At 71.6% G+C, this 25,177-nt stretch carries 20 protein-coding genes; 6 read left to right on the forward strand and 14 right to left on the reverse strand.

Annotated features, from left to right (window positions below):
- Positions 1–136: 136 nt before the first annotated feature.
- Both DK412_RS03160 and DK412_RS03165 read left to right on the forward strand, forming a co-directional pair.
- Positions 137–1,297, forward strand: a complete 1,161-nt coding sequence (locus tag DK412_RS03160) for an ATP-binding protein (RefSeq protein ID WP_245447404.1) — start codon at positions 137–139, stop codon at positions 1,295–1,297.
- 188 nt (positions 1,298–1,485) lie between these two features.
- Positions 1,486–2,457, forward strand: a complete 972-nt coding sequence (locus DK412_RS03165) for a TIM44-like domain-containing protein (protein WP_109970761.1) — start codon at positions 1,486–1,488, stop codon at positions 2,455–2,457.
- A gap of 325 nt (positions 2,458–2,782) precedes the next feature.
- Here the strand turns inward: DK412_RS03165 and rsmA are convergent, their stop codons facing one another.
- The 5 genes from rsmA to lptF all read right to left on the reverse strand — a co-directional run bounded on the left by rsmA (position 2,783) and on the right by lptF (position 9,660).
- Entirely contained in the window at positions 2,783–3,619 is an 837-nt protein-coding gene (rsmA, locus tag DK412_RS03170) for a 16S rRNA (adenine(1518)-N(6)/adenine(1519)-N(6))-dimethyltransferase RsmA (protein ID WP_109970762.1), read from the reverse strand.
- Positions 3,616–4,638 carry a 4-hydroxythreonine-4-phosphate dehydrogenase PdxA gene (gene pdxA, locus DK412_RS03175; protein WP_109970763.1) on the reverse strand — a complete coding sequence of 341 codons (1,023 nt, stop codon included), beginning with the start codon at positions 4,636–4,638 and terminating at the stop codon, positions 3,616–3,618. The genes rsmA and pdxA overlap by 4 nt, the downstream gene beginning before the upstream one ends.
- Positions 4,639–4,731: 93 nt before the next feature.
- Entirely contained in the window at positions 4,732–7,401 is a 2,670-nt protein-coding gene (locus tag DK412_RS03180) for an LPS-assembly protein LptD (protein WP_245447405.1), read from the reverse strand.
- Positions 7,401–8,489 (reverse strand): LPS export ABC transporter permease LptG, encoded by a 1,089-nt coding sequence (gene lptG, locus DK412_RS03185; protein WP_109970765.1) that lies wholly within the window; start codon positions 8,487–8,489, stop codon positions 7,401–7,403. Before lptG ends, DK412_RS03180 begins: the two co-directional genes overlap by 1 nt.
- Before the next feature lie 4 nt (positions 8,490–8,493).
- Entirely contained in the window at positions 8,494–9,660 is a 1,167-nt protein-coding gene (lptF, locus tag DK412_RS03190; RefSeq protein WP_109970766.1) for an LPS export ABC transporter permease LptF, read from the reverse strand.
- 232 nt (positions 9,661–9,892) lie between these two features.
- Here lptF and DK412_RS03195 point away from each other — a divergent pair, with 232 nt between their 5' ends.
- The 3 genes from DK412_RS03195 to DK412_RS03205 all read left to right on the forward strand — a co-directional run bounded on the left by DK412_RS03195 (position 9,893) and on the right by DK412_RS03205 (position 13,902).
- Entirely contained in the window at positions 9,893–11,404 is a 1,512-nt protein-coding gene (locus tag DK412_RS03195) for a leucyl aminopeptidase (RefSeq protein WP_109970767.1), read from the forward strand.
- A complete protein-coding gene (locus tag DK412_RS03200) occupies positions 11,401–12,132 on the forward strand; it encodes a hypothetical protein (RefSeq protein ID WP_245447406.1) in 732 nt (243 codons plus the stop codon). Before DK412_RS03195 ends, DK412_RS03200 begins: the two co-directional genes overlap by 4 nt.
- A 75-nt stretch (positions 12,133–12,207) precedes the next feature.
- Positions 12,208–13,902, forward strand: coding sequence for an AMP-binding protein (locus tag DK412_RS03205; protein WP_109975032.1), 1,695 nt, complete (start codon positions 12,208–12,210; stop codon positions 13,900–13,902).
- 233 nt (positions 13,903–14,135) lie between these two features.
- Here DK412_RS03205 and soxZ read toward each other — a convergent pair whose 3' ends face one another.
- From soxZ to DK412_RS03240, 7 genes are read right to left on the reverse strand one after another with little or no spacing between them, the layout of a single operon-like run.
- Complete coding sequence (gene soxZ, locus DK412_RS03210) at positions 14,136–14,456, reverse strand: thiosulfate oxidation carrier complex protein SoxZ (protein ID WP_109970768.1); 321 nt, start codon at positions 14,454–14,456, stop codon at positions 14,136–14,138.
- Positions 14,457–14,458: 2 nt separating this feature from the next.
- A complete protein-coding gene (locus tag DK412_RS03215; protein WP_109975033.1) occupies positions 14,459–14,926 on the reverse strand; it encodes a SoxY-related AACIE arm protein in 468 nt (155 codons plus the stop codon).
- Between the two features lie 8 nt (positions 14,927–14,934).
- Positions 14,935–15,366, reverse strand: coding sequence for a sulfur oxidation c-type cytochrome SoxX (soxX, locus tag DK412_RS03220; RefSeq protein WP_109970769.1), 432 nt, complete (start codon positions 15,364–15,366; stop codon positions 14,935–14,937).
- Entirely contained in the window at positions 15,363–16,619 is a 1,257-nt protein-coding gene (locus DK412_RS03225) for an NAD(P)/FAD-dependent oxidoreductase (protein WP_109970770.1), read from the reverse strand. Before DK412_RS03225 ends, soxX begins: the two co-directional genes overlap by 4 nt.
- Positions 16,616–16,858 carry a c-type cytochrome gene (locus DK412_RS03230; RefSeq protein WP_109970771.1) on the reverse strand — a complete coding sequence of 81 codons (243 nt, stop codon included), beginning with the start codon at positions 16,856–16,858 and terminating at the stop codon, positions 16,616–16,618. Before DK412_RS03230 ends, DK412_RS03225 begins: the two co-directional genes overlap by 4 nt.
- Before the next feature lie 20 nt (positions 16,859–16,878).
- Positions 16,879–19,062, reverse strand: a complete 2,184-nt coding sequence (locus DK412_RS03235) for a molybdopterin cofactor-binding domain-containing protein (protein WP_109970772.1) — start codon at positions 19,060–19,062, stop codon at positions 16,879–16,881.
- Between the two features lie 11 nt (positions 19,063–19,073).
- A complete protein-coding gene (locus DK412_RS03240; RefSeq protein ID WP_109970773.1) occupies positions 19,074–19,541 on the reverse strand; it encodes a (2Fe-2S)-binding protein in 468 nt (155 codons plus the stop codon).
- A gap of 227 nt (positions 19,542–19,768) precedes the next feature.
- Here DK412_RS03240 and DK412_RS03245 point away from each other — a divergent pair, with 227 nt between their 5' ends.
- Positions 19,769–20,356, forward strand: a complete 588-nt coding sequence (locus DK412_RS03245) for a Uma2 family endonuclease (RefSeq protein WP_109970774.1) — start codon at positions 19,769–19,771, stop codon at positions 20,354–20,356.
- A 401-nt stretch (positions 20,357–20,757) separates the two neighbouring features.
- Here DK412_RS03245 and DK412_RS03250 read toward each other — a convergent pair whose 3' ends face one another.
- Positions 20,758–22,632, reverse strand: coding sequence for a M23 family metallopeptidase (locus tag DK412_RS03250; protein WP_109970775.1), 1,875 nt, complete (start codon positions 22,630–22,632; stop codon positions 20,758–20,760).
- A gap of 85 nt (positions 22,633–22,717) precedes the next feature.
- On the reverse strand, positions 22,718–24,886 hold the full coding sequence (scpA, locus tag DK412_RS03255) for a methylmalonyl-CoA mutase (protein WP_109970776.1): 2,169 nt from the start codon (positions 24,884–24,886) through the stop codon (positions 22,718–22,720).
- Positions 24,887–25,177 lie beyond the last annotated feature (291 nt).

Genomic DNA, 25,177 nt, shown 5'->3' on the forward strand with positions numbered 1-25,177 from the left:
CGGCGTCCGGTCGCGCCGCAGCCGGGCGCGGCTCCAGGTCCTTGATTCTGCTGCATCGTCCGGCGAACCCGTGACCGGTTCGCCGGACGATGCCCTCGGCGGGCGGCCCCGGCCCGCGCATCACGGAGGTCCGCCCGTGCCGGATGTCCCCGCGCCAGTGCCGGCCGCCGAGGCGCCGGGGGAGGCCGGGATGCCGCGTGCCGCGCTCCTGGAGGTTCTCGCGGCCGCTCCCCTGCCGTCCCTGCTGGTCGCGTCCGGCCCCGCGGGCGAGGTGCGTTTCGCCAACCCGGCCGCCCACGCGCTGCTCGCGGCAACGCCCGCCGACGTCGCGTCCCTGACCGTCGCGGCTCTCGGTGCCGAGCCCGAGGCCGAGGCGCGTTTACGGGCGTTCCTCGCCTCCGGCGGCCCGGGCAGCGCCGAGGTGCTGCTGCGCCGGCGCGACGGGGCGACGCTCTGGGGGCTCGTCCACCTCTCGCCGCTGCCGGGGCCGGACCCGCTGCAACTGGTCCAGATCGTCGAGACCTCGCGCCGCCGCGACCTCGAAGCGGCGCTCGGTCTCGCGCAGAGGCGCGAGGCGCTCGGCCAGCTCACCAACGGCGTCGCGCACGAGTTCAACAACCTCCTGCAGATCCTGGTCGGCTACGTCGACGGCCTGCGCCGGCGCCTCGGCGAGCATCCGGACGCCTTCGTGCAGCGGGCGCTCAGCCGCTCGACCGACGCCGCCGAGCGCGCCTCTACGCTCACCCGCCACCTCCTGGCCTTCTCGCGCCGGCACCGGCCGGAGCCCCGGCCGGTCGACCTCAACGGGTTGCTGCGCGAGCACCGGGAGCGGGCCGCGAGCCTGCTGGGGGAGGGGGTCGGCCTCGAGCTCGACCTCGCCGCGGACCTATGGATCGCCTGCATCGATCCCGTCCAGACCGAGCTGATCCTGCAGATCCTGCTGGGCAACGCCGCCGAGGCGATGCCGGCAGGCGGGCGCGTCACGGTTCAGACCCGCAACCACGGTGGCGAGGGCGTGGCCGCCGACGGCGCCGCCGGGCGCCACGTCGCGCTGACCGTGGCGGATACCGGCGCCGGCATGCCGCCGGAGGTACTGGCCCGGGCGCTGGAGCCGTTCTTCACCACCCGCGAGCCCGGCCGCGGCACCGGCCTCGCCATCCTCAACGCTCTGGTCAAGCGCCAGAACGGCGCCGTCGCCCTGCGCAGCAGCCCGGGCGAGGGGACGGTGGTGCGCCTCACCTTCCCGGCCGCCGAGATCCCGCGGCCGCGGTCGCAACGAAGTGCCACCGGTCGCTAATCCCTGTCATCGCAAAAATTTATCGCTTGGCAGATCTGACACGGATCGGCGACTCTTCATCGGGTGTAGTTGCGAACAGGGCGGCATTCCGCACGATGCCTCCCTTCTACTGCGCCACCCGCGCCCCCATATGCATGGCAGGGGGCGGGACGCCCCTCACTGGTGATGGCACGAGGCGATACGAACCGATGATGAGCACCTTCTCCCGCGGCCGCCGGACGGCGGTGGCCTTCGGCCTGGCGGCCCTGATGGCCGTGGCGGCGACGGCCGGCGAGGCGCGTCCCGGCAGCGGCTCCTCGATGGGCTCGCGCGGCTCCAAGACCTACTCGGCCCCGCCCTCCACCGCGACCGCCCCCGGCGCCCCGGCGCCGATGCAGCGCTCGATGACGCAGCCCGGCTCGCAGATGGGCGCCCCGGCCGCTCCCCAGCGGCGCTTCGGCGGCGGGTTCTTCGCCGGCCTGCTCGGCGCGGGCCTGCTCGGCGCGCTGATCGGCGGCGGGTTCTTCGGCGGCCTCGGCGGCATCGCCTCGTTCCTCGGCCTGCTGCTCCAGGTCGGCCTCCTGATCGGCGTGGTGATGCTGGTCCTGCGCTTCTTCCGCCGCCGCCAGGCCGAGCCGGCCATGGCGGGCGCCTACAACCGCAGCGGCCCGGCGGCTGGCCCCGGTCCCGGCGGTCCGCTCGGCGGCAAGGGCCTGGGCGGCTTGGGTTCCGGTCTCGGCGGCGGTGCCGCCGCTGCGCAGGCTCGCCCGGCCCAGCGCGACGAGGTCGGCATCGGCCCGCAGGATTTCGAGGCCTTCGAGCGCACGCTCGGCCAGGTCCAGCTCGCCTACGGCGCCGAGGACGCCGCCACCCTGCGCCGCCTGACGACGCCGGAGATGTTCGGCTACTTCGGCGAGGAGATCCGGGCCAACGCCGCCCGCGGCGTGGTCAACAAGATCGCCGACGTGAAGCTGCAGCAGGGCGACCTCGCCGAGGCTTGGCGCGAGGGCCCGGTCGACTACGCCACCGTGGCGATGCGCTACACCCTGCGCGACGCGCTGATCGACCGCGCCAGCGGCCGGGTCGTCGAGACCAACCCGCCCGAGGCGACGGAGGTCTGGACCTTCATGCGCGAGCGCGGCGGCCAGTGGGTGGTCTCGGCCATCCAGCAGACCCGGTAACGGAGGGTCGCGGGGAGCGACGCTCCCCGCGACCCTCGGCGAAGCCCTCGCTCCCTGGCGGATCGGGGGCTTTTGTTTTTCTCGGTCAGGCGTTGTCAGGAAGGTTTCGCCGGCGGGACCCGTCGAGATAGCGGGAAGGCGCAAAACTCCTCTCTCACTTGCGACCTCATCCTGAGGTGTGACCGTAGGGAGCCTCGAAGGAGGGCTGTAGAAGTCTCCGCGATCCTTGAAGCCCTCCTTCGAGGCTCCGCGATCGTCGATCGCTCCGCACCTCGGGATGAGGTCGCGAGCGCGAGGAGCTTAACAAAAACCGCCGACCGGGCTCTTACAGTACCCGCGCCATCGCCACGAACCCCTCGACCGGCACCTCCTCGGCCCGCGCCGTCTCCGGGATGCCGGCGGCCGCGAGCAGGCGGGCGGGGTCCGGGGTCGCGGCCTTGAGGCTCTGGCGCAGCATCTTGCGGCGCTGGCCGAAGGCGGCGCCGGTCACGGCTTCGAGCGCCCGGACCCGGCAGGGCAGGGGCTCCGCTCGCGGCACCAGCCGCACCACGCTCGACGTCACCTTCGGCGGCGGCACGAAGGCCGAGGGTGGCACGTCGAACAGGATGGTGGCCTGGCTGCGCCAGCCGCACAGCACGCCGAGCCGGCCGTAATTCGCCCGGTCGCCCTCGTCGGCGACGATGCGCTCGGCCACCTCGCGCTGGAACATCAGGGTCAGGGACTCCCACCAGGGCGGCCAGGCCTCCGAGGTGAGCCAGCCGGTGAGGAGCGGCGTGCCGACATTGTAGGGGAGGTTGGCGACGATGCGGGCCGGGCCGTCGCCGATCAGCGGTCTGGGATCGAATGCGAGCGCGTCGGCCTCCACCACCTCCAGGCGGCCGGGATAGTGCGCGGCGATCTCGGCGAGCGCCGGCAGGGCGCGGGGATCGCGCTCGATCGCGATGACGCGGGCCGCGCCGTGCATCAGGAGCGCTCGGGTCAGGCCGCCGGGGCCGGGGCCGACCTCGACCACCGTCACGCCCTCGAGCGGACCCGAGGACCGGGCGATCCGGCCGGTGAGGTTGAGGTCGAACAGGAAGTTCTGGCCGAGGGAGCGGCGGGGCAGCAGGTCGTGCGCCTGCACCACCTCCCGCAGCGGCGGCAGACCGTCCGGGGAACTCACGCCGTACCTCCGTCCCGGGGTCGGGTCAGCCGCCCGGCGAGCTTCAGGGCCGCGATCAGGCTGTCGGGCTTCGCCAGCCCCTTGCCGGCGATGTCGAAGGCGGTGCCGTGATCGGGCGACGTGCGCAGGAAGGGCAGCCCGAGAGTCACGTTCACCCCCTCGTCGAAGGCGAGCGTCTTGATCGGAATCAGTGCCTGGTCGTGGGTCGGGGCGAGCGCGACGTCGTAGGTGGCACGCGCCCGGGCGTGGAACAGGGTGTCGGCGGGGTGCGGTCCGGTGATGGCGATGCCCTCCGCCCGCAGGCGTTCGATCGCCGGCGCCAGCACGTCGCGGTCCTCCGTGCCCATCGTGCCGGCCTCGCCCGCATGCGGGTTGAGCCCGGCGAGAACGAGGCGCGGCGAGGCGAGGCCGAAGCGGGTCCGCATGTCGTGCGCGACGATGCGGGCGGTCTCGACCACGAGGTCGGCCGTCAGCAACTCGGGCACCCGGCGCAGGGCCACGTGGATCGTCACCGGCACGACCGCCAGCGCCTCCGACCACAGCAGCATCACGGGCGTCGGCGGGACCTCGCCCGGCGCGGCGGCGAGCGCCGCCAGGTACTCGGTGTGGCCGGGATGGCGAAAACCCGCCTCGTAGAGCACGTGCTTGGCGATCGGGTTGGTGACGAGGGCCGGCGCCCGGCCGACCCGCACCAGCCGCACCGCCTCCTCGATCGACGCCAGCGTCCCGGCGGCGCTCGCGGGATCGGGCCGGCCGGGCTCGGCCGCGACGGTGATCCCGTCCGGCAAGCGCATCACCGGGAGGGCACGGGCGAAGGCGTCGGCGGCCGTCTCGGGGTCTGCGTCGGCGAGGGGGATTTCGAGGCCGAGCCGGGTGGCGATCCTTTCGAGGAAATCCGGATCGCCGATAACGAAGAACGGCGCCAGGCCGTGCTCCTCCCGGGCGAGCCAGGCCCGCAGGGTGATCTCCGGGCCGATCCCGGCCGGATCGCCCTGTGTCAGCGCGAGGGCTGTGGTCATCGCGGGGATCCTCGTCCGTGGTGGCGCATCCCCGCGCCATGACATCCCGGCTTCCGCCGGGCAAGCCGCCTCAGGGCCGGGTCGCCCGTCCCGTCACCGGGCCGTGGCGATGCCGTCCGCCGTCGTGGTGGTGCTGAGGTTCTGGCGGAAATTCGCCTCGCCGAGGGTGCGCAGCTCGATCCGCAGCAGGAAGGTGCGGTTGCGCTCGCGCAGGCCCGACGCCGTCTCGATCGGCGAGGACAGGTAGTTGAGCGAGATGGTGGTGCACTCGTCGCGGTAGCCGAAGCCGAGGCCCGACGAGGAGACGTAGAACTTGTCCGCCCGCTCGTAGGTCGGCGCCGTGCCGACCGGGTTGAGGAAGTAGGCCTGGGCCGCCGTGGCGTAGAACTCGCGCACCTGGAGGTAGTGCGAGAGGTCGAACAGCACCGAGCCGGTCACGAACCAGTTCGGCGTGATGTTGTAGAGCGCCGAGGCCTGCAGGCCCTCGCGGCGGCGGTCGTAGCCGAGCTCGGGCTGCGCCTCGTAGCGGGCGTAGAGCAGCGAGGTCTCGAGCGGCAGGAACGGCGCGAACTTCGCCGTCACGCCAGCCTCGAAGCGCTTGAGCGCGAAGGTCGAGTTGTCGAACCGGGCCCGGGTGATGAAGCTGATGTTCTGGTTCGGCGAGACCTGGAGGCGCGAGACGAAGTCCGACTGGGCGGTCTCGAGGCCGGAATCGCGGCCGACATTGGCGATGTCGCCGCGGCGGAACGAGTTGACGCCGGCGAGCGCGAGGGACTCGCCGAACATCGCGTTCATGTAGAAGCCGTTGCGGCCGGTGATCGCGTACTCGGCGCCGATATTGGCGCGCACGCCGCCTTCGACCCGGTCGTAGCCGGAGAACTTGTCCCACTCGAACAGCGAGGTGTCGTCGAAGACGAGGCTCTGGGCGTCCTCGTTCGGCAGACGGCCGATATGGGTCTCGCTCGGCCGCGCGATCACCTGGACGATCGGCGACACGGTGTGGACCCCGAGCGGGCCCATATCGGCGACGAAGGGGTAGCGGTATTCGAGGCCGACCGCCGGCATCACCCGGCCGGAAAAGTTCGATTCCGGCGAGAACAGGTTCGAGACCTCGGGGTTCTGGTAGCCGGTCGTGTTCGGGTTCACGAAGAACGCGTCGCCGCGCAGGTAGGCGAAGGGCTGCCAGCGCTGGCCGAACTCGTCGGTGAAGGTGCGCCGCCACGACACCTGGGCGGTCGCCCGCGTGGTGTCGCCGGCGAGCCCGCTCACCAGGCACTGCCCGCGCTCGAACACCGAGCAGGTGCTGTAGAGCGGGAACGAGATCCCGTTGACGCTCGGGCTGAGCAGGTAGGTCCCGGTGCGCGGGATCTGGGTGTACTGCGTCGCCTCGCGGGTCAGGTGGGTGAAGTTGCCCTGGAACCGCACCTCGCCGCCGATCGGGTCGGGCCCGTCGCGGCGCTTGTCGTAGTCGATTACCGGGGCGACGATCGGCTGCTGCTTCTGCCAGTCGTAGGTCGACAGGCCCTTGAAGTAGTAGCCCCGCGCCTCGAACCACGAGCGGTCGCCCTGGCCGATCAGGAAGGCGGTCGAGACCGCCTCGCGGAAGTAGTCCGTGCTGATCGTCTGGTTGCGGATGCGGTAATTGTCGAGGAACCACTTGTCGGTGACGCCGACGATGTCCCAGCCGGCGCGCCAGTTCTGGCCGAGATAGAACTGGCCGGCCGATTCGATCGAGCCACGGAAGTCGCGGTCGCCGGAGCCGAGGGGCCCGGGCAGGAACGCGCTCGGCGTCGACTGGAAGATGCCGCTGACCCGGACGTTGTAGAAGCCGTTGGCGAGCCGCTGGCGCCACTCGGCCTGGCCGAGCACGCCCTGCTTCGACAGGAAGGTCGGCTCGACGGTGAGGTCGTAATCGGGCGCGATGTTCCAGAAGAACGGCGTACCGATGCCGTAGCCGAGCACGTTCGACGAGACGAAGTGCGGCGCCAGGAAGCCGGTGTCGCGCCGCACCGTCGGGTCGGGCGAGTAGAAATAGGGCAGGTAGGCGATCGGGATGCCGGCCACTTCGAGGTACGAATCCTCGTAGTAGATCCGGCGCTCCTCGTTGTTGTGGATGATCCGCGCCGCCTTGACCTGCCACAGCGGCGGCCTCTCGGGATGGTCCTTGCACGGCTCGCAAGCCGTGTAGGTGCCGTACTCGAAGGTCGTGGTCTCGCCCGCGATGCGTTCCGCCCGCGGGGCGGAGAACCGCACCCGGGCCGGGCGGCCGCGCTGCTCGATGGTCTGCTGGATGCGCAGCGAGTCGATGAAGCCGGATTTGAAGTCGTCCGTCAGCTCCATCCGGTCGCCGGTCACCACCGCACCCGTCTCGTCGGTGAGGCGGACATTGCCCTCCGCGAAGACCCGGCCGGTGTTGCGGTCGTAGCGCACGCGGTCGGCCAGCAGGGTGCGCGGGCCGTAATGCAGCTCGGCATTGCCGACCGCCGAGACCGTGTTCTTGTCGTTGTCGTAGACGAGCTCCTTGGCCTCGACGAGCAGGCGCTCGTCGCCGTTCCCGGGCTTGCCCTGGTTCTTGGCAGACCGCGCCGCCAGGCGGTCGTTGAGCGTGCCCTGCGCGCGCGCAAGGTCGCTCGCGCCCACCGTCACGGCGGCCGCCAGCAGAACCGTCAGGGATCCCGTGACCGCGGCACCCGCGGCCTTACGCACGACTCGACCCATCCCTGCACCCGCTATGCCCGCGCCGCGTCTCCGGAGGATGGGCATCAGCCGTCCTCCAGATGCAGAAGCGCGAGCGTTCCGAGAAGACTCCCTACCACGGCCGGGAACCACGCCGCCACCGGCGCCGCGACCAATCCAGAGGCTCCTAGGCCCTCCATCACCTGGCGTGCCACGTAGAGCACGAAGCCCGCCGCGACGCCGCCGAGCACCATCTTGCCGATGCCACCGAAACGGAAAAACCTTAATGAAACCGATGCCGCCACCAGCACCATCGCCAGGAACAGCACCGGCCGGGCCATCAGCACGTCGTACTGCAGGCGGTAACGCGTGGCGTCGAGTCCCGCCCGCTCGGTCCGGGCGATCGTCTGGCGGAGTTGCCAGAAAGGCACGGATTCCGGCGGGGTGAAGCGCTGACGCACCTGCGATTGATCGAGCGTCGAGGCGATCAGGTAGGTGTCGTAGCTCTGCGGCTCCTGGTCCATTCCCTGCACCCGCACGTCCTGGAGCTCCCAGTAGCCGTCGTGCAGGGTGGCCCGGGCCGCCTGCATCTGCTGGGTGAAGGCGCCGGCCTCGTCGAAGGTGAAGACCGCGACGCCGGCGAGCGTGGTGGTGCCCTCGATCGCGGTCTCGGCCCGGATGATCGCCTGCCCGTCGATGCTGCGCTGGCGGATCCACAGGTCCTTGCCGGAGGCGGCTTTGCCCGAGCGGGCGAAGATCTTCGCCTCGATCTGCGTCGAGCGCTGCTTCAGCTCGGCCGAGACCGGGTTGTAGACCCCGACCGTGAAGGCGCCGATGCCGAGCGCCACGAGGACCCCGGGCTGCAGGAACTGCCAGGCCGAGATGCCGGCGGCCCGCGCCACCACCAGTTCGAGCTTGCGGCTGAGCTGGAGCAGGGCCGCCATGGCGCCGAACAGGATCGCGAAGGGCAGCACCTGCTCGGCCACCGCCGGGGTGCGGTAGAGCGCGAGCCGCGCCATCACGGCGGCCGACGCTCCCTCGGCATCGCCGGCGCGCCGCATCAGCTCGACGAAGTCGAGGGTGTAGACGAGGGCGAAGACCGTGAGGAAGACCCCCAGGATCATGCGCAGGAAGCGGACCGCCAGGTAGCGGCCGAGGGTCAAGCCGATCAGCATCCGCTCAGCCCGCCCGTGCGCGCAGGACCGGGACCGCCGCCGAGAACCGGCGCAGCCGCGCGGCCACGCCCGCGTTGAAGGCCCGCACCCGGTTGCCCTGGGTGGCGACGACGAGGGAGAGGGCGATGGCGATGAGCGGCGCGGCGTAGACCGCGATCACGGCGCCCTGGCTGCGCACCGCCGCGCTCGAAGCGGCGAAGCCCGCGATGCGCAACCCCACCACGGCGGCGATGGCGCCCGCCACCGCCAGCCCCCGCCCTTGCCGGGTGGTGCGGGGGTCGCCGAGCGCCGCGAAGGCGATCAGCCCGAGCGCCAGGGGATAGAGCCAGGAGGACAGCCGGTCGTGCAGCTCGGCCCGGAAGCGGCCCTTCGTCAGCTTGTAGTAGGTCTCGTCCGGGTTCGGGAACATGAGCTGCACGGTCGAGCGCTCGCGCGGCTTGTAGATCGTGTCGGCATCGGGCGGCGTGAACGCCGCGAGGTCGACGGCGTAGCGCTGGAAGGTGATGATCGAGGAGTCGCGGCTGTTCGGCTGCTGGCGGTGGATGCTGCCCTTCTCGAGCACGAGGTAGGTCTGCCCGTCGAGGTCGACCGCCTGGCCGCGCTCGGCGAGGTAGACCACCGTCTTCCCGGCCTCGCGCCGGTCCTGCATGAAGATGCCCAAAAGCGCCCCGTTCGGCGCCCGCTCGCGGAAGTGGAAGGTGATGCCGCTGTCGAGCGTGGTGAACTGCCCTTCCTTGACCACGTTGGCGATGAAGTCGCCGCGCACGCGGGTGAGCACGTCGCGCAGCTCCTGGAAGCTCGACGGCATCACCTGGATGGTCAGGAAGCCGATCGCCGCGCTGACGAGGAGGGCCAGCGTCAGGAACGGCCGCATCAGGTGGCGCGGCGACATGCCCGCCGCGCTCATCACGATCAGCTCGGAATCGCCGTTGAGCTTGTTCAGCGCGTAGACCACCGCGATGAATAGGGCGACCGGCGCGATCACGGTGATCAGGGTCGGCAGCGACAGCCCGGTGATCAGGAAGAAGATCAGCAGGGTCTGGCCCTTGGCGGTGATCAGGTCGAGCTCGCGCAGGGCCTGCGTCACCCAGATCACGCCGGTGAGGCCGATCAGGCACGACAGGAAGGCCCCGAGGGCGATGCGGAAGATGTAGCGCTCGATCTGTCTCATCGGCCGGCTGCGGTCGGGCCCCCTCCCGCGTCGATGCTGGTTAGGCGTCCCCCGCCGGCCGCACAAGCATCGGATGCCCTCAAGCACGGCAAGTGCGGCCTTTTGCGGGCGGGCGCGCCTGGGCCGCCACACTCGGCCCGCGTTGCGCTCGCCCGTGTCCGGCCGCTACACAGGACCGACGCGGCGCCCCTCGTGAGACGCGCGATCCAAGGAACGGGACGAAAGCAACGCCATGGCGGACGGCATCAGCATCGAGATCGAATCCCTCGCCGCGTCCGGAGCGTCGGCCAAGCCCGGCGGCGACCTCGTGCTGTTCGTCGGCGAGGACCTCGCCCTGTCGCCGCGGGCGGCCGAGATCGCCGGGCCCGGCGCGGCCGAGCTGGTGGCCCGCGCCGCGGGCGTCGAGCGGTTCAAGGGCAAGGCCTCGAGCGCCCTCGTTCTCACCGCTCCCGCCGGCCTCGCGGTCGAGCGGCTGGTGGTGGTCGGCACCGGAGCGGACGAGGCGTCCGCCCGCGACTGGGCGGCCCTCGGCGGCTACACCGCCGGCAAGCTCGGCAGCCGCGCGGCGACGGTCGTGCTCGAATGGCCCGGCACGGCGCCGGGCTCCGACGAGGTCGCGGCCTTCTCGCTCGGAGCCCGCCTGCGTGCGTACAAGTTCGACCGCTACAAGAGCAAGAAGTCGCCGGAGGGCGAGGAGAGCGGCGGGGGCGGGCGCCTGACCCTGCTGGTGCCGGAGAATGCCGGCCTGAAGAAGGCGATGCGCGGCGCGGAGGGGCTCGCCGAGGGCGTGATCCTCGCCCGCGAGCTCGTCAACGAGCCACCGAACGTCCTCGACCCGGAGGAGTTCGCCCGCCGCGCCGAGGCGCTGGAGAAGCTCGGCGTCGAGATCGAGATCCTCGACGAGAAGGACATGAAGAAGCTCGGCATGCGGGCGCTGCTCGCCGTCGCGCAGGGCTCGGCCAAGGAGGCCCGGGTCGTCATCATGCGCTGGAACGGGGCTGAGGACGCCTCCGACGCGCCGGTGGCCTTCATCGGCAAGGGCGTGACCTTCGATTCCGGCGGCATCTCCATCAAGGGGAGCGGCGGCATGGAGGACATGAAGGGCGACATGGCGGGCGCCGCCTGCGTCGTCGGCCTGATGCATGCCCTCGCCAGCCGCAAGGCCAAGGTGAACGCGCTTGGCGCCATCGGCCTCGTCGAGAACATGCCCGACGGCAAGGCCCAGCGCCCCGGCGACATCGTCACCTCGCTGTCGGGCCAGACGATCGAGATCATCAACACCGACGCGGAAGGGCGCCTGGTGCTCGCCGACGTGCTCTGGCACGTGCAGCAGACCTACAGGCCCCGCTTCATGATCGACCTCGCGACCCTGACCGGCGCGATCCTGGTGGCGCTCGGCCAGGAATTCGCCGGCATGTTCTCGAACAACGACGAGCTGGCGCAGCGCCTCTCGGCCGCCGGCGAGGCCACCGGCGAGAAGGTGTGGCGCATGCCGCTGACGCCGGGCTTCGACAAGCTGATCGAGTCGAAATTCGCCGACATGAAGAACACCGGCGGCCGCCACGGCGGCTCGGCCACCGCGGCGCAGTTCCTCAAGCGCTACGTCAACGACGTGCCGTGGATCCACCTCGACATCGCCGGCGTCGGCATGGGCTCGCCGGCGACCGAGACCAACCGCTCCTGGGGCTCGGGCTGGGGCGTGCGCCTCCTCGACCGGCTCGTGCGCGACCACTACGAGGCGTGAGCGCGCTCGCGGGCGCCCTGCCGGGCGCCGCCCCCGTGGCCGCGTCCCGGCCGGGGCGCCTCGCCGCCCTGATCCCGCTCGCGGCGGCGCTCTCCGCCGTGGCGCTCGTCGCCGCCACCGGCACGACGCAACGCAGCCTCGACGCGGCGGGCTTCGGCCAGTGGGCCTACGGCTTCTTCGCCGACCGCTACCCGCTGTTCTTCCCGGCCATCGCCTACGGCATCGTGCGGGCGGCGCTGCTGCCGCTCGCCGCACCGAACTGGCGCGGCTGGCTCGGCGCGTGTCTCGGCCTCACCCTCGTGACCGGCCTGTCGCTGCACCCGACCTATGGCGGGCTGGTGCTGCGGGCCGGCTTCTCCGTCGGCGGCGTCGCCTTCCTGTCCGGCCAGCCGATGGCGGTGGCGCAGGGGCTCGGCGCCGTGGCGGCGGCCTTCGTGCTCGGCTTCGCCTTGGGCTTCGCCGCCCTCGTCGCGCGGGGCCTGCCGCGCCGGGGCGCCCGGGGCCGCGCCCTCGTCCGGGCGCTCCTGCGCTTCGCAGCCCTGGCCTGGGCGCTCGGCCTGCTGGCGGTGGCGCGCGACGTCGGCCTGTCGGGCTTCCCGCGGCTGGTCCTCTCCGGCGATCAGGCCGCGCTCGCGCTCGGCCTCGTGCTCGCGGCGTTCCTGCCGCACGTGACCCTCGACCTCGTCCGACCCCGCGCATCGGTTGAATCCACCTCGGGGAGACGCTAACCCGTAGGTAAGCTGGGGCCCGTGCGGCACCCGGCACCGGGGAGGACGGAGTTCATGGGCAAGGGGTCGAGCGCGATGGAACCCAACACCCCGCCGCGGCCCTGGCTCGCCGCCTATCCGGCCGGCGTTCCGGCGGAGATCGAGACCGAGCGCCTCGGCACCCTGGTCGAGCTGATCGAGACCGCCACGCGACGCTTCGCCGACCGCCCGGCGATCACCTGTTTCGGCGCCTCCCTGACCTTCGCGGCGCTGCGGCGCGAGGGCGAGGCGATGGCGGCCTTCCTGCAAGCGCAAGGGGTGACCAAGGGCGACCGGGTCGCCCTGATGATGCCGAACGTGCCGGCCTTCCCCATCGCCCTCGTCGGCGCGCTGCTCGCCGGTGCCACGGTCGTGAACGTCAACCCGCTCTACACCCCGCGCGAGCTGACCCACCAGCTGCGCGATGCCGGCGCCCGGGTGCTGGTGGTGCTGGAGAACTTTTGCCACACGGTCGCCGAGTCGCTGCCCGAGCTGCCCGGCCTCGAGCGGGTTGTGGTGGCCGGCGCCGGCGACGGGCTCGGGCTGAAGGGCTCGCTCATCACGCTCGCGGCGCGCCACCTCAAGAAGGCGGTGCCTCCATTCACGCTGCCGACGGAGCGCCGGACCAGCTTCAAGGCGGCGCTCGCCGCCGGGCGCCGCGCCACCTTCCGGCCGGTCGCGGTCGGTCCGGACGATCTCGCCTTCCTGCAATATACCGGCGGCACCACCGGCGTCTCGAAGGGGGCGATGCTCACCCATCGCAACGTCGCCGCCAATGTCGAGCAGAGCCGGGTCTGGTTCCGCATGCGCGACGACGAGGGCCCGGGCCGGGTGATGGTGACGGCGCTGCCGCTCTACCACATCTTCGCGCTGACCTGCTGCTTCTTCTTCATGATGCGGCTCGGCGCCTGCTGCCTGCTGGTGCCGAACCCGCGCGACATCGGCGGTTTCGTGAGCCTCCTGCGCAAGAGCCGCTTCACCAACCTGTCGGGCGTCAACACCCTGTTCAACGCGCTCCTCAACCACCCGGACATCGCCAAGGTCGACTGGTCGCGGCTCGAATACGCCATCGCCGGCGGCATGGCGATGCAGGCGCCCGTGGCCCGGCGCTGGAAAGCCGTGACCGGCAAGCCGGTGATCGAGGGCTACGGCCTGTCCGAGACCTCGCCGGTGGTCTCCATCAACCCGCCGGACCTGCACGACTGGTCGGGCACCATCGGCTACCCGGCGCCCTCGACGGAGGTGTGCATCCGCGACGCCGAGGGCACCACCCTGCCGGCGGGCCAGCCCGGCGAGCTCTGCGTGCGCGGGCCGCAGGTCATGGCCGGCTACTGGGGCCGGGCCGACGAGACCGCCCGGGCGATGACCCCGGACGGCTTCTTCCGCACCGGCGACATCGCGCTGATCGAGCCCGACGGGCAGGTCCGCATCGTCGACCGGATGAAGGACATGATCCTGGTCTCCGGCTTCAACGTCTATCCGAACGAGGTCGAGGACGTGCTCGCCGCCCATCCGGGCGTGCTGGAGGTGGCGGTGGTGGGCGAGCCCTCGGCGGAGACCGGCGAGAGCGTCGTCGCCCACGTGGTCCGGCGCGATCCCGACCTCACCGCGGAGGCCCTGCGAGCTCATGCCCGGGAGGGGTTGACGGCGTACAAGGTGCCCCGCCGCTACGTTTTTCGCGACAGCCTGCCGAAGACCAATGTCGGCAAGGTGCTGCGACGGGCTTTGCGGGAGGGGGAGAGTGTAGGGTGAGCCGCGCGGCTTGAACCCTCCCCCCTCTGCGGGGGAGGGTGGCCCCCGCGTCAGCGGGGGTCGGGAGAGGGGCAGCGCGACGCTCATCCAGCGAGCGCCTTTCACGACGGTTCAGGCTTCTCCGGAAGCGTGGTTCCCCTCTCCCGCCCCACTCCGTGGGGCACCCTCCCCCGCAGAGGGGGGAGGGTTCGGAGGGAGCAGCGCGCTTCATTCTGGGCCGCTCGTCGGGCTTCCTACGTCACCGTGATCCCCACCTCCTCCGTCTGCGAGAACCCGTTATCCCCGGTCCAGGTGAAGGTCAGGGTCCCGGTCTTTGTCGCGACGGTGGTGAAGGTCAGGTACGGGTTCGCCGCGCTCGCCGGCGACAATTCGGCGCGAAACACCTCCTCGTCATCGTACCGGCAGACGAACTCGGTGATGATGTTGCGCGGGATCAGGCGGCCGTCCGGGCCGGGGCGGTAGCCGGTCTCCATCGGGTGCGAGATCAGGGTCTTGATCTCGATCACCGCGCCGGCCTTCGCGGTCTTCGGCAGGTTGATGAGGGCGCGGGCCATCGTCACGATCCTTCGACGCAGGCCGCCAGCGTCACGATCGCGTCGGCGGTAGCGGACCAGAAGGTGCCGTCGCGCATTTCGGCGAGGGCGGTGATGGTCTGGGAATCGGCCAGGCGGATCCGGGTGTTGACCGCGGCGCGGCCGGCGCGCGGCCCGAGATGCAGCGTCACCACGTGCGGCTGCGGGTTCTTGTCGTTGAACACCGCGATGCGGCGGACGTGGTCGGCCTCGCTCATCGGGCTCTCGACGGTGATGGCGAGCGGCACGGTGTTGCCGTTCTCGACCAGCGGCGGCATGTCGAGGTGGATCCGGCCCGCCTGGACGGGCGCGCCGCCGGTGAAGCGGCGGATCGCCTCGACGGTGGCCTCGCGGCTCGGCCGGATGAGCGCCGCGCGACCGGGGCGCACCAGCGCGACCGTGAGCAGGCCGGCGCCTCCGGCGAGGAGCGTGCGACGGTGGAGAGCCGTCATGGCGTCCGTCATGGCGTCGCTTGCCCTCCCTTCAGGGTGAGGAGATAGGCGATCACGTCCTCGATCTCCCCCGCCTCCAGCACCGGCCGGCCGCGCCAGGCGCTCGCCACCCGCGTGCCGTCGGTCCGGTAGTAGGAGGGCATCAGGGTCGCGGGGTTCAAGACCCGCCCGTCGACGAGCCGCAGGCGCAATTGTCCCTCCGAGAGCCGTGCCCCGATATCGGACAGGTCCGGCCCGAGATCGCCCGCCGGGGCGCTGCCGCCGAGGCCGGTATGGCAGAGCGGGCACAGGCCCTTGCGGGTGTCGGTGGCGATCGCCCGGCCGCGGCCCGCGTCCCCGGTCCGGCCGTCGAGCGGCAGCGGGATCGCGTCGCCGAGGATGGTCGCGGGCGCGAGCGCGGTCTGTGTGAGGGCGAGGAGCACGGCGAGCCGGCGCCTCACCCGAACACCGCCGAGGTGATCGTCCGGTACCAATCCTCGGCGTAGGTCGCTTCCTGCTGCCGCACCGTGTCGGGCGCGTCGACCGGGCTGGTGCCGCCGGCGCCCTCGACGTCGGCGAGCACCCCCTTGTCTGGGTGGTACACCCCGGCGACCGAGATGCCGTAGCCCGGCGCGACGAGGCTGTAGCAGGTGTTGATCAGCTTCGGCGCCGCGGGCGTCCGTCCGGCCAGGAGGTCGGTCACGGCCTCGGCGCAGACCTTTCCCTGCGCATTGGCCGCGAAGGCGGATTTCGGCATCGCCCCGGCGATGGCGGCGTCGCCGATCACGTGGATCCGCGGCACCAGGCGCGATTCGAAGGTGACGGGATCGATCGGGCACCAGCCCGAGCGGTCGGCGACGCCGGCCTGCGTCGCGATCGGGGCCGCCCGCTGGGGCGGGATGATGCAGGCGAGATCGGCCTTGTAGGTCTCGAAATCGGTGGCGACGGTCATCGCCGCCGGATCGACCGCGGTGACCTGGCCGCCGGCCGCGAGCGGCACGTATTCGAGGAGGCCGGGATAGAGGGCCTTCCAGGCCTGCTCGAACAGCTTCTGCTTCGAGAACGTGTCCTTGGCGTCGAGCACGATCAGCTTGGCGCGGGGCTTGTGCGCCTTGAGGTAGTACGCGATCAGGCTCGCCCGCTCGTAGGGTCCGGGCGGGCAGCGATAGGGATTGCCCGGCACCGACAGCACCACCGTGCCGCCCTCCGGCAAGGCGGCGAGTTTCTGGGCCAGCAGCTCGGTCTGCGCCCCGGCCTTCCAGGCATGCGGCATCGTCTCGGCGGCGGCCGCGTCGTAGCCCGGCAGGGCGTCGAAGCGCAAAGCGATGCCGGGCGAGAGGATCAGCCGGTCGTAATCGAGCGTCCGACCGTCGGCGAGGCGGACCTGCCGGGCCGCGCCGTCGACCGCCTCGGCGCTGGTGCGCGCGATCGTGACGCCGCTCGCCCGCAGACCCTCGTAGCCGAAGGCTTGCGCCGACATCGGCCGCAGACCGGCGATCACCTCGTTGCTGAACGGGCAGGCCCAATAGGTCTCCGCCGGCTCGACCAGGGTCACGTCGAGGCCCGCCCGGTGCAGCACCCGCGCCGCCGTGGCGCCGCCGAACCCGCCGCCGATGACGGCGACGCGCCCGCGTGCGCCCTGCGCGAGGGCCGGGCGGGGGAGGGCGGTGGCGGCGAGCCCCGCCAGCACCGCGCGACGGCCAATCCCGCTCACTGGCCGCCCCCCGCGAGATAATCGGCGATCGCCCGGCTCTCGGACTCCGAAAAGCCCTTGGCGATGCGGTTCATCACCGTCGCCGGCCGGGCGCCCGACCGGAAGGCGGACAGTGAGGCCGCGATATCCTCGGCCGAGTGGCCGATGAGGCTCGGCACCGCCCCGCCCGGGGCCCCGTGGCACCCCGAGCAGGACGAGGCGCCCGGCGGCGCGGCCGCCGCCACCGGGCTCGCGAGCATCAGGAGGAGGAGCCCTGCCCTCACGCGCGCTTCAGGTCCGTGCGGCTCGCCGGGATCTGGCGCACCCGCTTGCCGGTGGCGGCGAAGACCGCGTTGAGCACGGCGGGCGCCGCCACCGCGATCGTCGGCTCGCCGACGCCGCCGATGAAGCCGCCCGACGGCATCAGGATCGCCTCCACCGCCGGCATCTCGTCGAGGCGCAGGACCGGGTAGGAATCGAAGTTGGTCTGCTCGATGCGCCCGTCCTTCACCGTACACTCGCCGTAGAGCGCTGCCGACAGCCCGTAGACGAAGGAGCCGGCGACCTGCGCCTCGATCTGCTGCGGGTTGACCGCGATGCCCGGATCGGTGGCGGCGACGATGCGGTGGACCTTGATCTTGCCGTCGTCATCGACCGACACTTCCGCGGCCGCCGCCACGTAGCTGCCGAAGCCCATGATCTGGGCGAGGCCCCGGTGCACGCCTTCCGGCGGCTTGGTGTCCCAGCCGATCCGCTCGGCCACCGCGTTCAGCACGGCGAGGTGCTTGGGGTGCTTCTCCATCAGCTTGCGCCGGAAGGCGAGCGGGTCCTGGCCCGCCGCATGCGCCACCTCGTCGAGGAAGCATTCGAGGTAGATCGCGTTCGGGTTGGTGTTCACCCCGCGCCAGAAGCCCGGGATGATCGGCGGGTTGCGCATCGCGTGATCGATGAGGAGGTTCGGGATCGTGTAGCCGATCGCCGCCTCCGCCCCGCCGGGATTGAGGCCCTGGAACGTCACCGGGTCCTTGCCGTCGGGCGCCAGCCGTCCGGGGATGATGCCGGCCAGGATCGACTGGCCGGAGATCCGCATGTGCAGGCCGGTCAGGTTGCCGCTCTCGTCCAGCGCCGCCCGCATCCGGCACTGCGTGACCGGATGGTAGCGGCCGTGGGTCATGTCCTCCTCGCGGGTCCAGATCAGCTTGACCGGGGTCCCGGGGAGTTCCTTCGCGATCAGCACCGCCTGGCGCACCCAGTCATGGGTGGCGCCGCGCCGGCCGAAGCCGCCGCCGAGATGGATCTTGGTGACGTCGCATTGCCGCGCCGAGAGGCCGGCGGCCTCGGCCGCCGCGGCGAGCGCCGCCTCGCCGTTCTGGGTCGGAGTCCAGACCTCGCACTTGTCCGACGTCCAGCGCGCCGTGGCGTTCATCGGCTCCATCGTGGCGTGGTTCTGGAACGGGTAGGCGTAGGTCGCCTCGACGACCTTCGCGGCGCCTTTCAGCGCGCCTGCGGCGTCCCCGGCCTTGTTGCCGACGAAGGCTTCAGGAGCGTCCAGCCCCTCCTTCAGCATCGCCGCGATGGTGTCGCTCGAGACCTTGGCGTTCGGGCCCTCGTCCCAGACGATGGGAAGTGCCTCGACCGCAGTCTTGGCGCGCCAGAACGTGTCGGCGACGACGGCCACGGCACTGTCGCCGACCCGCACCACCTTGCGCACGCCGGGCATCTTTTCCACGGCCGCCGCATCGACGCTCTTCACCGTGCCGCCGACCACCGGGCAGTCGCGGATCGCGGCGTTGAGCATCCCCGGCAGTTTCAGATCGATGCCGTAGACCTGCGAGCCGTCGGTCTTCTCGACCGTGTCGAGGCGCTTCACCGGCTTGCCGGCGATGATCCAGTCCTTCGGATCCTTGAGCGGCACCTCCTTCGGCGGCTCCATCTTGCCGGCGGCGGCTGCGACCTTGCCGAAGGTGGTGGAGCGGCCGGAGCCCGGATGGCTGATCGTGCCGCGCTCGACCCGGCACTCGCCGGGCGGCACGTTCCATTCCTGCGCGGCCGCTGCGACTAGCATGGTGCGGGCGGCGGCCCCGCCCTGGCGCACCGCGACGTAGGATTCGCGGATGCCGCGGCTGCCGCCGGTCGAGAAGTCGCCCCAGACGCGGCCGCGGGCGAGGTTCTGGCCCGGGGTCGGGTACTCGGTCGTGACCCTGTTCCAGTCGCAGCCGAGCTCCTCCGCCACGAGCTGGGCGAGGCCGGTCAGCGTGCCCTGGCCCATCTCCGAGCGGGCGATGCGGATCACCACGGTCTCGTCCGGGCGCACCACCACCCAGGCGTTGATCTCTGGCGTGGCCGCCGGGGAGGCGGCCTCGGCGGAGGGCAGGTCGAAGCCGAGGGCGAGGCCGCCGGCCGCGGCGGCGGAGCCGGCGAGGAAGAAGCGGCGCGACAGGGCGGGGGAGGCGGTATGGGTCATCGGAGCCTCCGTCAGCCGCGGCCGGTCTCGCCGCCCTGGGCGGCGAGGTTGATGCCGGCGAGCACCCGGTTGTAGGTGCCGCAGCGGCAGATGTTGGTGATCTCCTGGCGGATCTCGGCCTCGCTGGGCTTCGGCTTCTGCGCCAGCAGGGCGGCGGCGGCCATGATCATGCCGGACTGGCAGAAGCCGCATTGCGGCACGTCGAGCGCCGCCCAGGCCTTCTGCACCGGGTGCGAGCGGTCGGGGCTCAGGCCCTCGATGGTGACGATCTGCTGGCCCGGCTCGACCGCCGAGACGGGAAGCGAGCAGGAGCGCACCGCCTGCCCGTCGATATGGACCGTGCAGGCGCCGCACTGGGCGATGCCGCAGCCGTACTTGGTGCCGGTGAGGCCGACCTGCTCGCGGATCACCCAGAGCAGCGGCGTGTCGGGCTCCGCCTCGACCTCGCGCACGGAGCCGTTCACGTTCAGGCGTATCATGGGCGCTTCCGTTCGTTGGGCAGAAATCGTTGGGCAGATATGGGGGCGGCCGCGTGGGGCGGCGGCGTCGGGCCGTTGGTTCGCACCTTGTAGCGATAACAATGTCGAGGCGGCCGGCTGTGTCTGTCAATTGACGGATGCGCGAGCGGGGTGTGGGCAACCACGGATGGCGTGCCTTCGCGCACGTCGCCTGATAGGCTCGTCACCGTTCGACGCTGCGAGCCGCGATGACCTTCCACGTCACGCCCGACCACCCGCTCCCCCGCCGCTTCACGGCCGGCGATCTGCGACTGATGCTGGATGCCGGGATCCTGCGCGAGGACGAGCGGGTCGAACTCCTGGACGGCGAGCTGGTCGAGATGGCGGCGAAGGGTTTCGCGCATGACGTCGTGAAGAATGCCCTGAACCGGCGCCTCGCCCCGATCCTCCCGGATTCGATCTATCTCGGCATCGAGAGCACGCTCCAGCTCGGGCCGGGCCTGCTTCTCGAACCCGACCTCCTCCTCGCTCCGATGAGCGCCCGCAATGCGTCCGCGGAGGGGTTCTGCACCATTCCGGGACCGGAGATCCTGCTGGTCATTGAGGTCGCGGCGTCGAGCCTCGGCTACGACCGGGGTCGCAAGGCGGCGCTCTACGCGCCGCACGGGGTGCGGGAATACTGGGTGATCGACGCACAGGAGCGTGGGGCCTGGGTGCACCGGGGGCCGGCGGAGGGCGTCTATCGCGATATGGTGGAGATGTCCCGGGACTCGGTTCTGCGGCCTGAGGCGGAAGAGTTGGCAACAATCACGGTGCCACTCGCTGAACTCGGCTGAAGACCTTTCAAGAAGCGCGAAATCTCCCCTCTCCCCGCCCGCGCAGGGCTGTCCGGGGAAAAGAAGAGACGCAGGCTTTTTCCCTCCCCCTTTGCGGGGGAGGGTGGCCCACGGAGTGGGGCGGGAGAGGGGACGCCGCCTCCGGAGAAGGCGCGCGTTTCATGAAGGGCGCCCTCTGGAACAGCGTCGCGCTGCCCCTCTCCCGCCCGGCTCCGCCGGGCACCCTCCCCCGCGGAGGGGGAGGGGAAGGCCGCGCCTTTTCTTTTCCCCGAACAGCCCTGCGCCCGCGGGGAGAGGAGAATCCCAGCGCTATTTCTTTCCCTGGATAGCCTTTCGCTCACGGGAAAGGGAGGCGTGCCAACCCCGGCATGGGCTCATCGACGGCGCTTGCGGAAAGCCCCTCACGTCCGCTCCGCCACCGTCTTCCCCCCGTGCTTCTGCCGCAGCGCGTCGATCTGCTCCTCCGCCTGGCGGAAGGCGGCGAGGGTCGGGCCGGTCAGCTCGCGGGCGCTCGGCAGGCGGATCTTCATCGGGTCGACGAAGCGGCCGTTGATCGCGACCTCGTAGTGGACGTGCGGGCCGGTCGAGAGGCCGGTGGTGCCGACCGCGCCGATCACCTGGCCGAGGCGGACCCGGGCGCCGGGCGCGATGCCGCGGGCGATCCGCGCCATGTGGTTGTAGGCGGTGGTGTAGCCGTTGGCGTGCTGGATCTCGACCCGGTTGCCGTAGCCGGAGCGAGCGCCCGCCGACACGATGGTGCCGTCGCCGGTCGCCATGATCGGGGTGCCGCGGGTCGCCGCCCAGTCGACGCCGTTATGCGGCCGGGAATAGCCGAGGATCGGGTGCAGGCGGAGACCGAAGGGCGACGAGATCCGCCCCTCGGCCACCGGCCGGCGCATCAGGAATTTCTGGCTCGAGCGGCCGTTCGGATCGAGGTAGTCGACCTCGGACGAGCCCGGCACCCGGTAGCGGTAGAGGCCGTAGGTCTCGTCGTGGATGCGCAAGGCCACGTAGAGCAATTCCGGCTTTGCATCCTCGTCCTCGGTGAAGAACAACTCGGCCCGGTCGCCCGGGGTGGTGCGCTGCTGCAGGTCGGTGGAGGTCGCAAGCGCCATGACCATCTCCTCGATGATCGGGCGCGGCACGCCGTTCTTGAGCGCGGTGCCGTAGAGGCTCTCGTAGAGGGTGACGCCGGCTTCCTCGTCGTCGTCCTTCGTGCCGCCCGGCCGGGGCGGGGCCACCGAGACGAAGCCGCCGCGGTCGTTGGCCGCCACGATCTCCTGGATGCCGTCCTCGCCGTAGAGGGTGACCCGAGCGATCCCGCGGCGCTCGGGGGTGCGGCCGTCGCCCTCCGGCGCGATCAGGAGCCGCACGTGCTGGCCTTCCGCCAGGTCGTCGCGCGCGTGAGGGCTCAGGGCTCCCAACAGGGCGGCGAGCCGCGCCGGCTCGGCGCCGTTGCGCTTGAGGAGGTCCGCGAGGCTCTGGTCCTTGGCGAGCACGAGGTCGCGCTCCTCGACCAGCCGCGCGCCGTCCCCGCCGGTGCCGGTCTCGGCGATCTCGGTCAGGTTCTCGGGGAGGATCCGGACCTCGATGTTGCGGAAGCGTGCCTCCAGCCCGGGATCGTCGGGGAGCGCCGCCGGCCGCAGGGCCCGGGAGAGCAGGCGCTCGGCCGGGAAGGCCGGCGGCAGCGTCCCGCCGGCGAGCGTCTGGGTCTCGGCCACCAGGGAATCGACCTCGGCATCGCTGAGGGCCGGCGCGTCGTCCTCGACCGTCGCCTGGCCGAGCGGGCTGCGCACCAGGGTCACGGCGGTCTCGGCCGGGTCCGAATCGCCCTCGGGGGCGGCCGGCGCCTCGATGCGGGCGCTGCGCAGGGGATCGAAGGGCGGCACCGGCACGTCGGGTGCGCGCAGGGGCAGTTCGGTGGCGATCTGCACGTAGGCGTGGACGCGGATCACCTCGCGCTCGCCGGCGCGCTCGGTCATCGGCGCCTTGAAGGCGGTCTTGGCCGCCACGATCATCTCGTCGCGCACCAGCCGGTCGCCCTTGCGGGCGACGTCGCCGGCCGCGCCCTCGCCGTGGGACGGCAGCGCCCGCTCCGGCGGCGTCGCCACCACGCCATCGGCGGCGGCGAGGTAGAGCGCGACGCCGATCAGCCCGGCGCCGGTGATGCCGGTGAGCAGGCTGCCGGCGAGCCAGCGCAGGTTGAGGGCCTGCCGCGGCGGCCGCGACGCGGCGCTGGAGCCGGAGAGGGAAGGCGCGTCGACGAAAGCGGACAACGAATCGGCCCTGGACGTAAGGCGGGTGGTGAGCACCCGCCTTGGCGCCGAAACCGTGACCGTTTTGAGACGCGGGGGCTCGCCGCTACTCCGCCGCCGCTCGCGGCGCGTAGCCGAGGCGCCCGTTCAGCTCGGCGATCAGCTCGGCCGCGGCCTCGGCGATGACGGTGCCGGGCGGGAAGATCGCCGAGGCGCCGGCCTGGCGGAGCGCCGCGAAGTCGCCCGGCGGGATCACGCCGCCGACGACGATCATCACGTCGGGCCGGCCGGCCTCGTCGAGGGCGCGCTTGAGCTCCGGCACCAGGGTGAGGTGGCCGGCGGCGAGCGACGAGACGCCGACGATGTGGACGTCGTTCTCCACCGCCTGGCGCGCCGCCTCCTCGGGGGTGGCGAAGAGCGGACCGATATCGACGTCGAAGCCGAGATCGGCGAAGGCCGAGGCGATCACCTTCTGGCCGCGGTCGTGCCCGTCCTGCCCCATCTTGGCGACGAGGATGCGGGGGCGGCGCCCATCCGCCTCCTCGAAGGTCTCGACCAGACCGCGCACCCGCTCGACCGCCGCCGACATGCCGCCCATCTCCCGCTTGTAGACGCCCGAGATCGCCCGGATCTCGGCCCGGTGCCGGCCCCAGGCCCGCTCCAGCGCCTCCGAGATCTCGCCCACCGTGGCCTTGGCCCGCGCCGCCTCGACGGCGAGCGCCAAGAGGTTGCCGCTGCCTTGGGCGGCTTGGGTGAGTGCGGCGAGGCGCGCCTCGACCGCCTGCCCGTCGCGCTCGGCGCGCAGGCGCTTGAGCTTGTCGATCTGGAGCGTGCGGACGTTGCCGTTGTCGACCCGCAGCAGGTCGATCGCCCGGTCGCCGTCCGGCTTGTAGCGGTTGACGCCGACGATGACCTGCTGGCCGGAATCGATCCGCGCCTGGGTGCGGGCCGCCGCCTCCTCGATGCGCAGCTTCGGGATGCCGGCCTCGATCGCCTTCGCCATGCCGCCTAAGCCCTCGACCTCGCGGATATGGGCCGAGGCCCGGGCGACGAGGTCCTGCGTCAGCCGCTCGACGTAGTAGGAGCCACCCCACGGATCGATGATCCGCGTCGTGCCGCTCTCCTGCTGCAGGAAGAGCTGGGTGTTGCGGGCGATGCGGGCCGAGAAGTCGGTGGGCAGCGCCAGCGCCTCGTCCAGCGCGTTGGTGTGCAGCGACTGTGTGCCCCCTTGCGTCGCCGCCATCGCCTCGAGGCAGGTGCGGGTGACGTTGTTGAACACGTCCTGGGCGGTGAGCGACCAGCCGCTCGTCTGCGAGTGGGTGCGCAAGGCCAGGGACTTGTCGGATTTCGGGGAAAAATCCTTGACCAGGGAGGCCCAGAGCAGGCGCGCCGCCCGCATCTTGGCGACCTCCATGAAGAAGTTCATCCCGATCGCCCAGAAGAACGACAGGCGGGGTGCGAACTTGTCGATGTCGAGACCTGCCGCCATCCCGGCGCGGATGTACTCGACGCCGTCGGCCAGCGTGTAGGCCAGTTCGAGGTCCTGCGTCGCCCCGGCCTCCTGCATGTGGTAGCCGGAGATCGAGATCGAGTTGAACTTCGGCATGTGGGCCGAGGTGTAGCCGAAGATGTCCGAGATGATCCGCATCGACCCGGCCGGCGGGTAGATGTAGGTGTTGCGGACCATGAACTCCTTGAGGATGTCGTTCTGGATCGTGCCGGCGAGCTTTTCGGGGGCGACGCCCTGCTCCTCCGCCGCGACGATGTAGAGGGCGAGGATCGGCAGTACCGCGCCGTTCATCGTCATCGACACGGTCATCTGGTCGAGGGGAATCCCCGAGAACAGCGTCCGCATGTCGTAGATCGAATCGATCGCGACGCCCGCCATGCCGACATCGCCCGAGACCCGCGGGTGATCGGAATCGTAGCCGCGGTGCGTCGCGAGGTCGAAGGCGACCGAGAGCCCCTTCTGCCCGGCCGCGAGGTTGCGGCGGTAGAAGGCGTTCGAATCCTCCGCCGTGGAGAAGCCGGCATATTGCCGGATCGTCCAGGGCTGGGTCGCGTACATGGTGGGATAGGGGCCGCGCAGGAACGGCGCGATGCCCGGATAGGAGCCGGCGAGGTCGAGCCCCTCCCGGTCCTGCGGGCCGTAAGACGCCTTCACCGGGATCCCCTCGGGGGTCATCCACGGCTCGGCGGCGGTCGCCGACGCGGCGGGGCTGGCGGCCGCGGCCGGCGCGAAGGCGATTTCCGAGAAATCCGGGATGCGGGTCATCGGCCTGCGGCTCTCGTTGCTGGCGTTCCTTGTCGATGACTTATAGGCGCGGGTGCCGCTGCGGCCAATGGGTCGAGGGTCCCGGGACGCGACGATCGGCGCCCGACGATCAGCGCCGATCGTGGGCGCGGTCCTCACGCCCCGTCACCCAGATCACCGCGAACGCCGTTGCCAGGACGGCCACGGGCGTGAGGAACAGGAGCCAAGTTGTCTCGGACGCGGTCATGACGGCTCCTTCAAGCGCTCAAGGATCGCCCTTGCCGCCAAATGTAGGCAGGCGCCTACCAAATC

It is taken from the genome of Methylobacterium sp. 17Sr1-1, from assembly GCF_003173775.1.
Classification (GTDB): domain Bacteria; phylum Pseudomonadota; class Alphaproteobacteria; order Rhizobiales; family Beijerinckiaceae; genus Methylobacterium.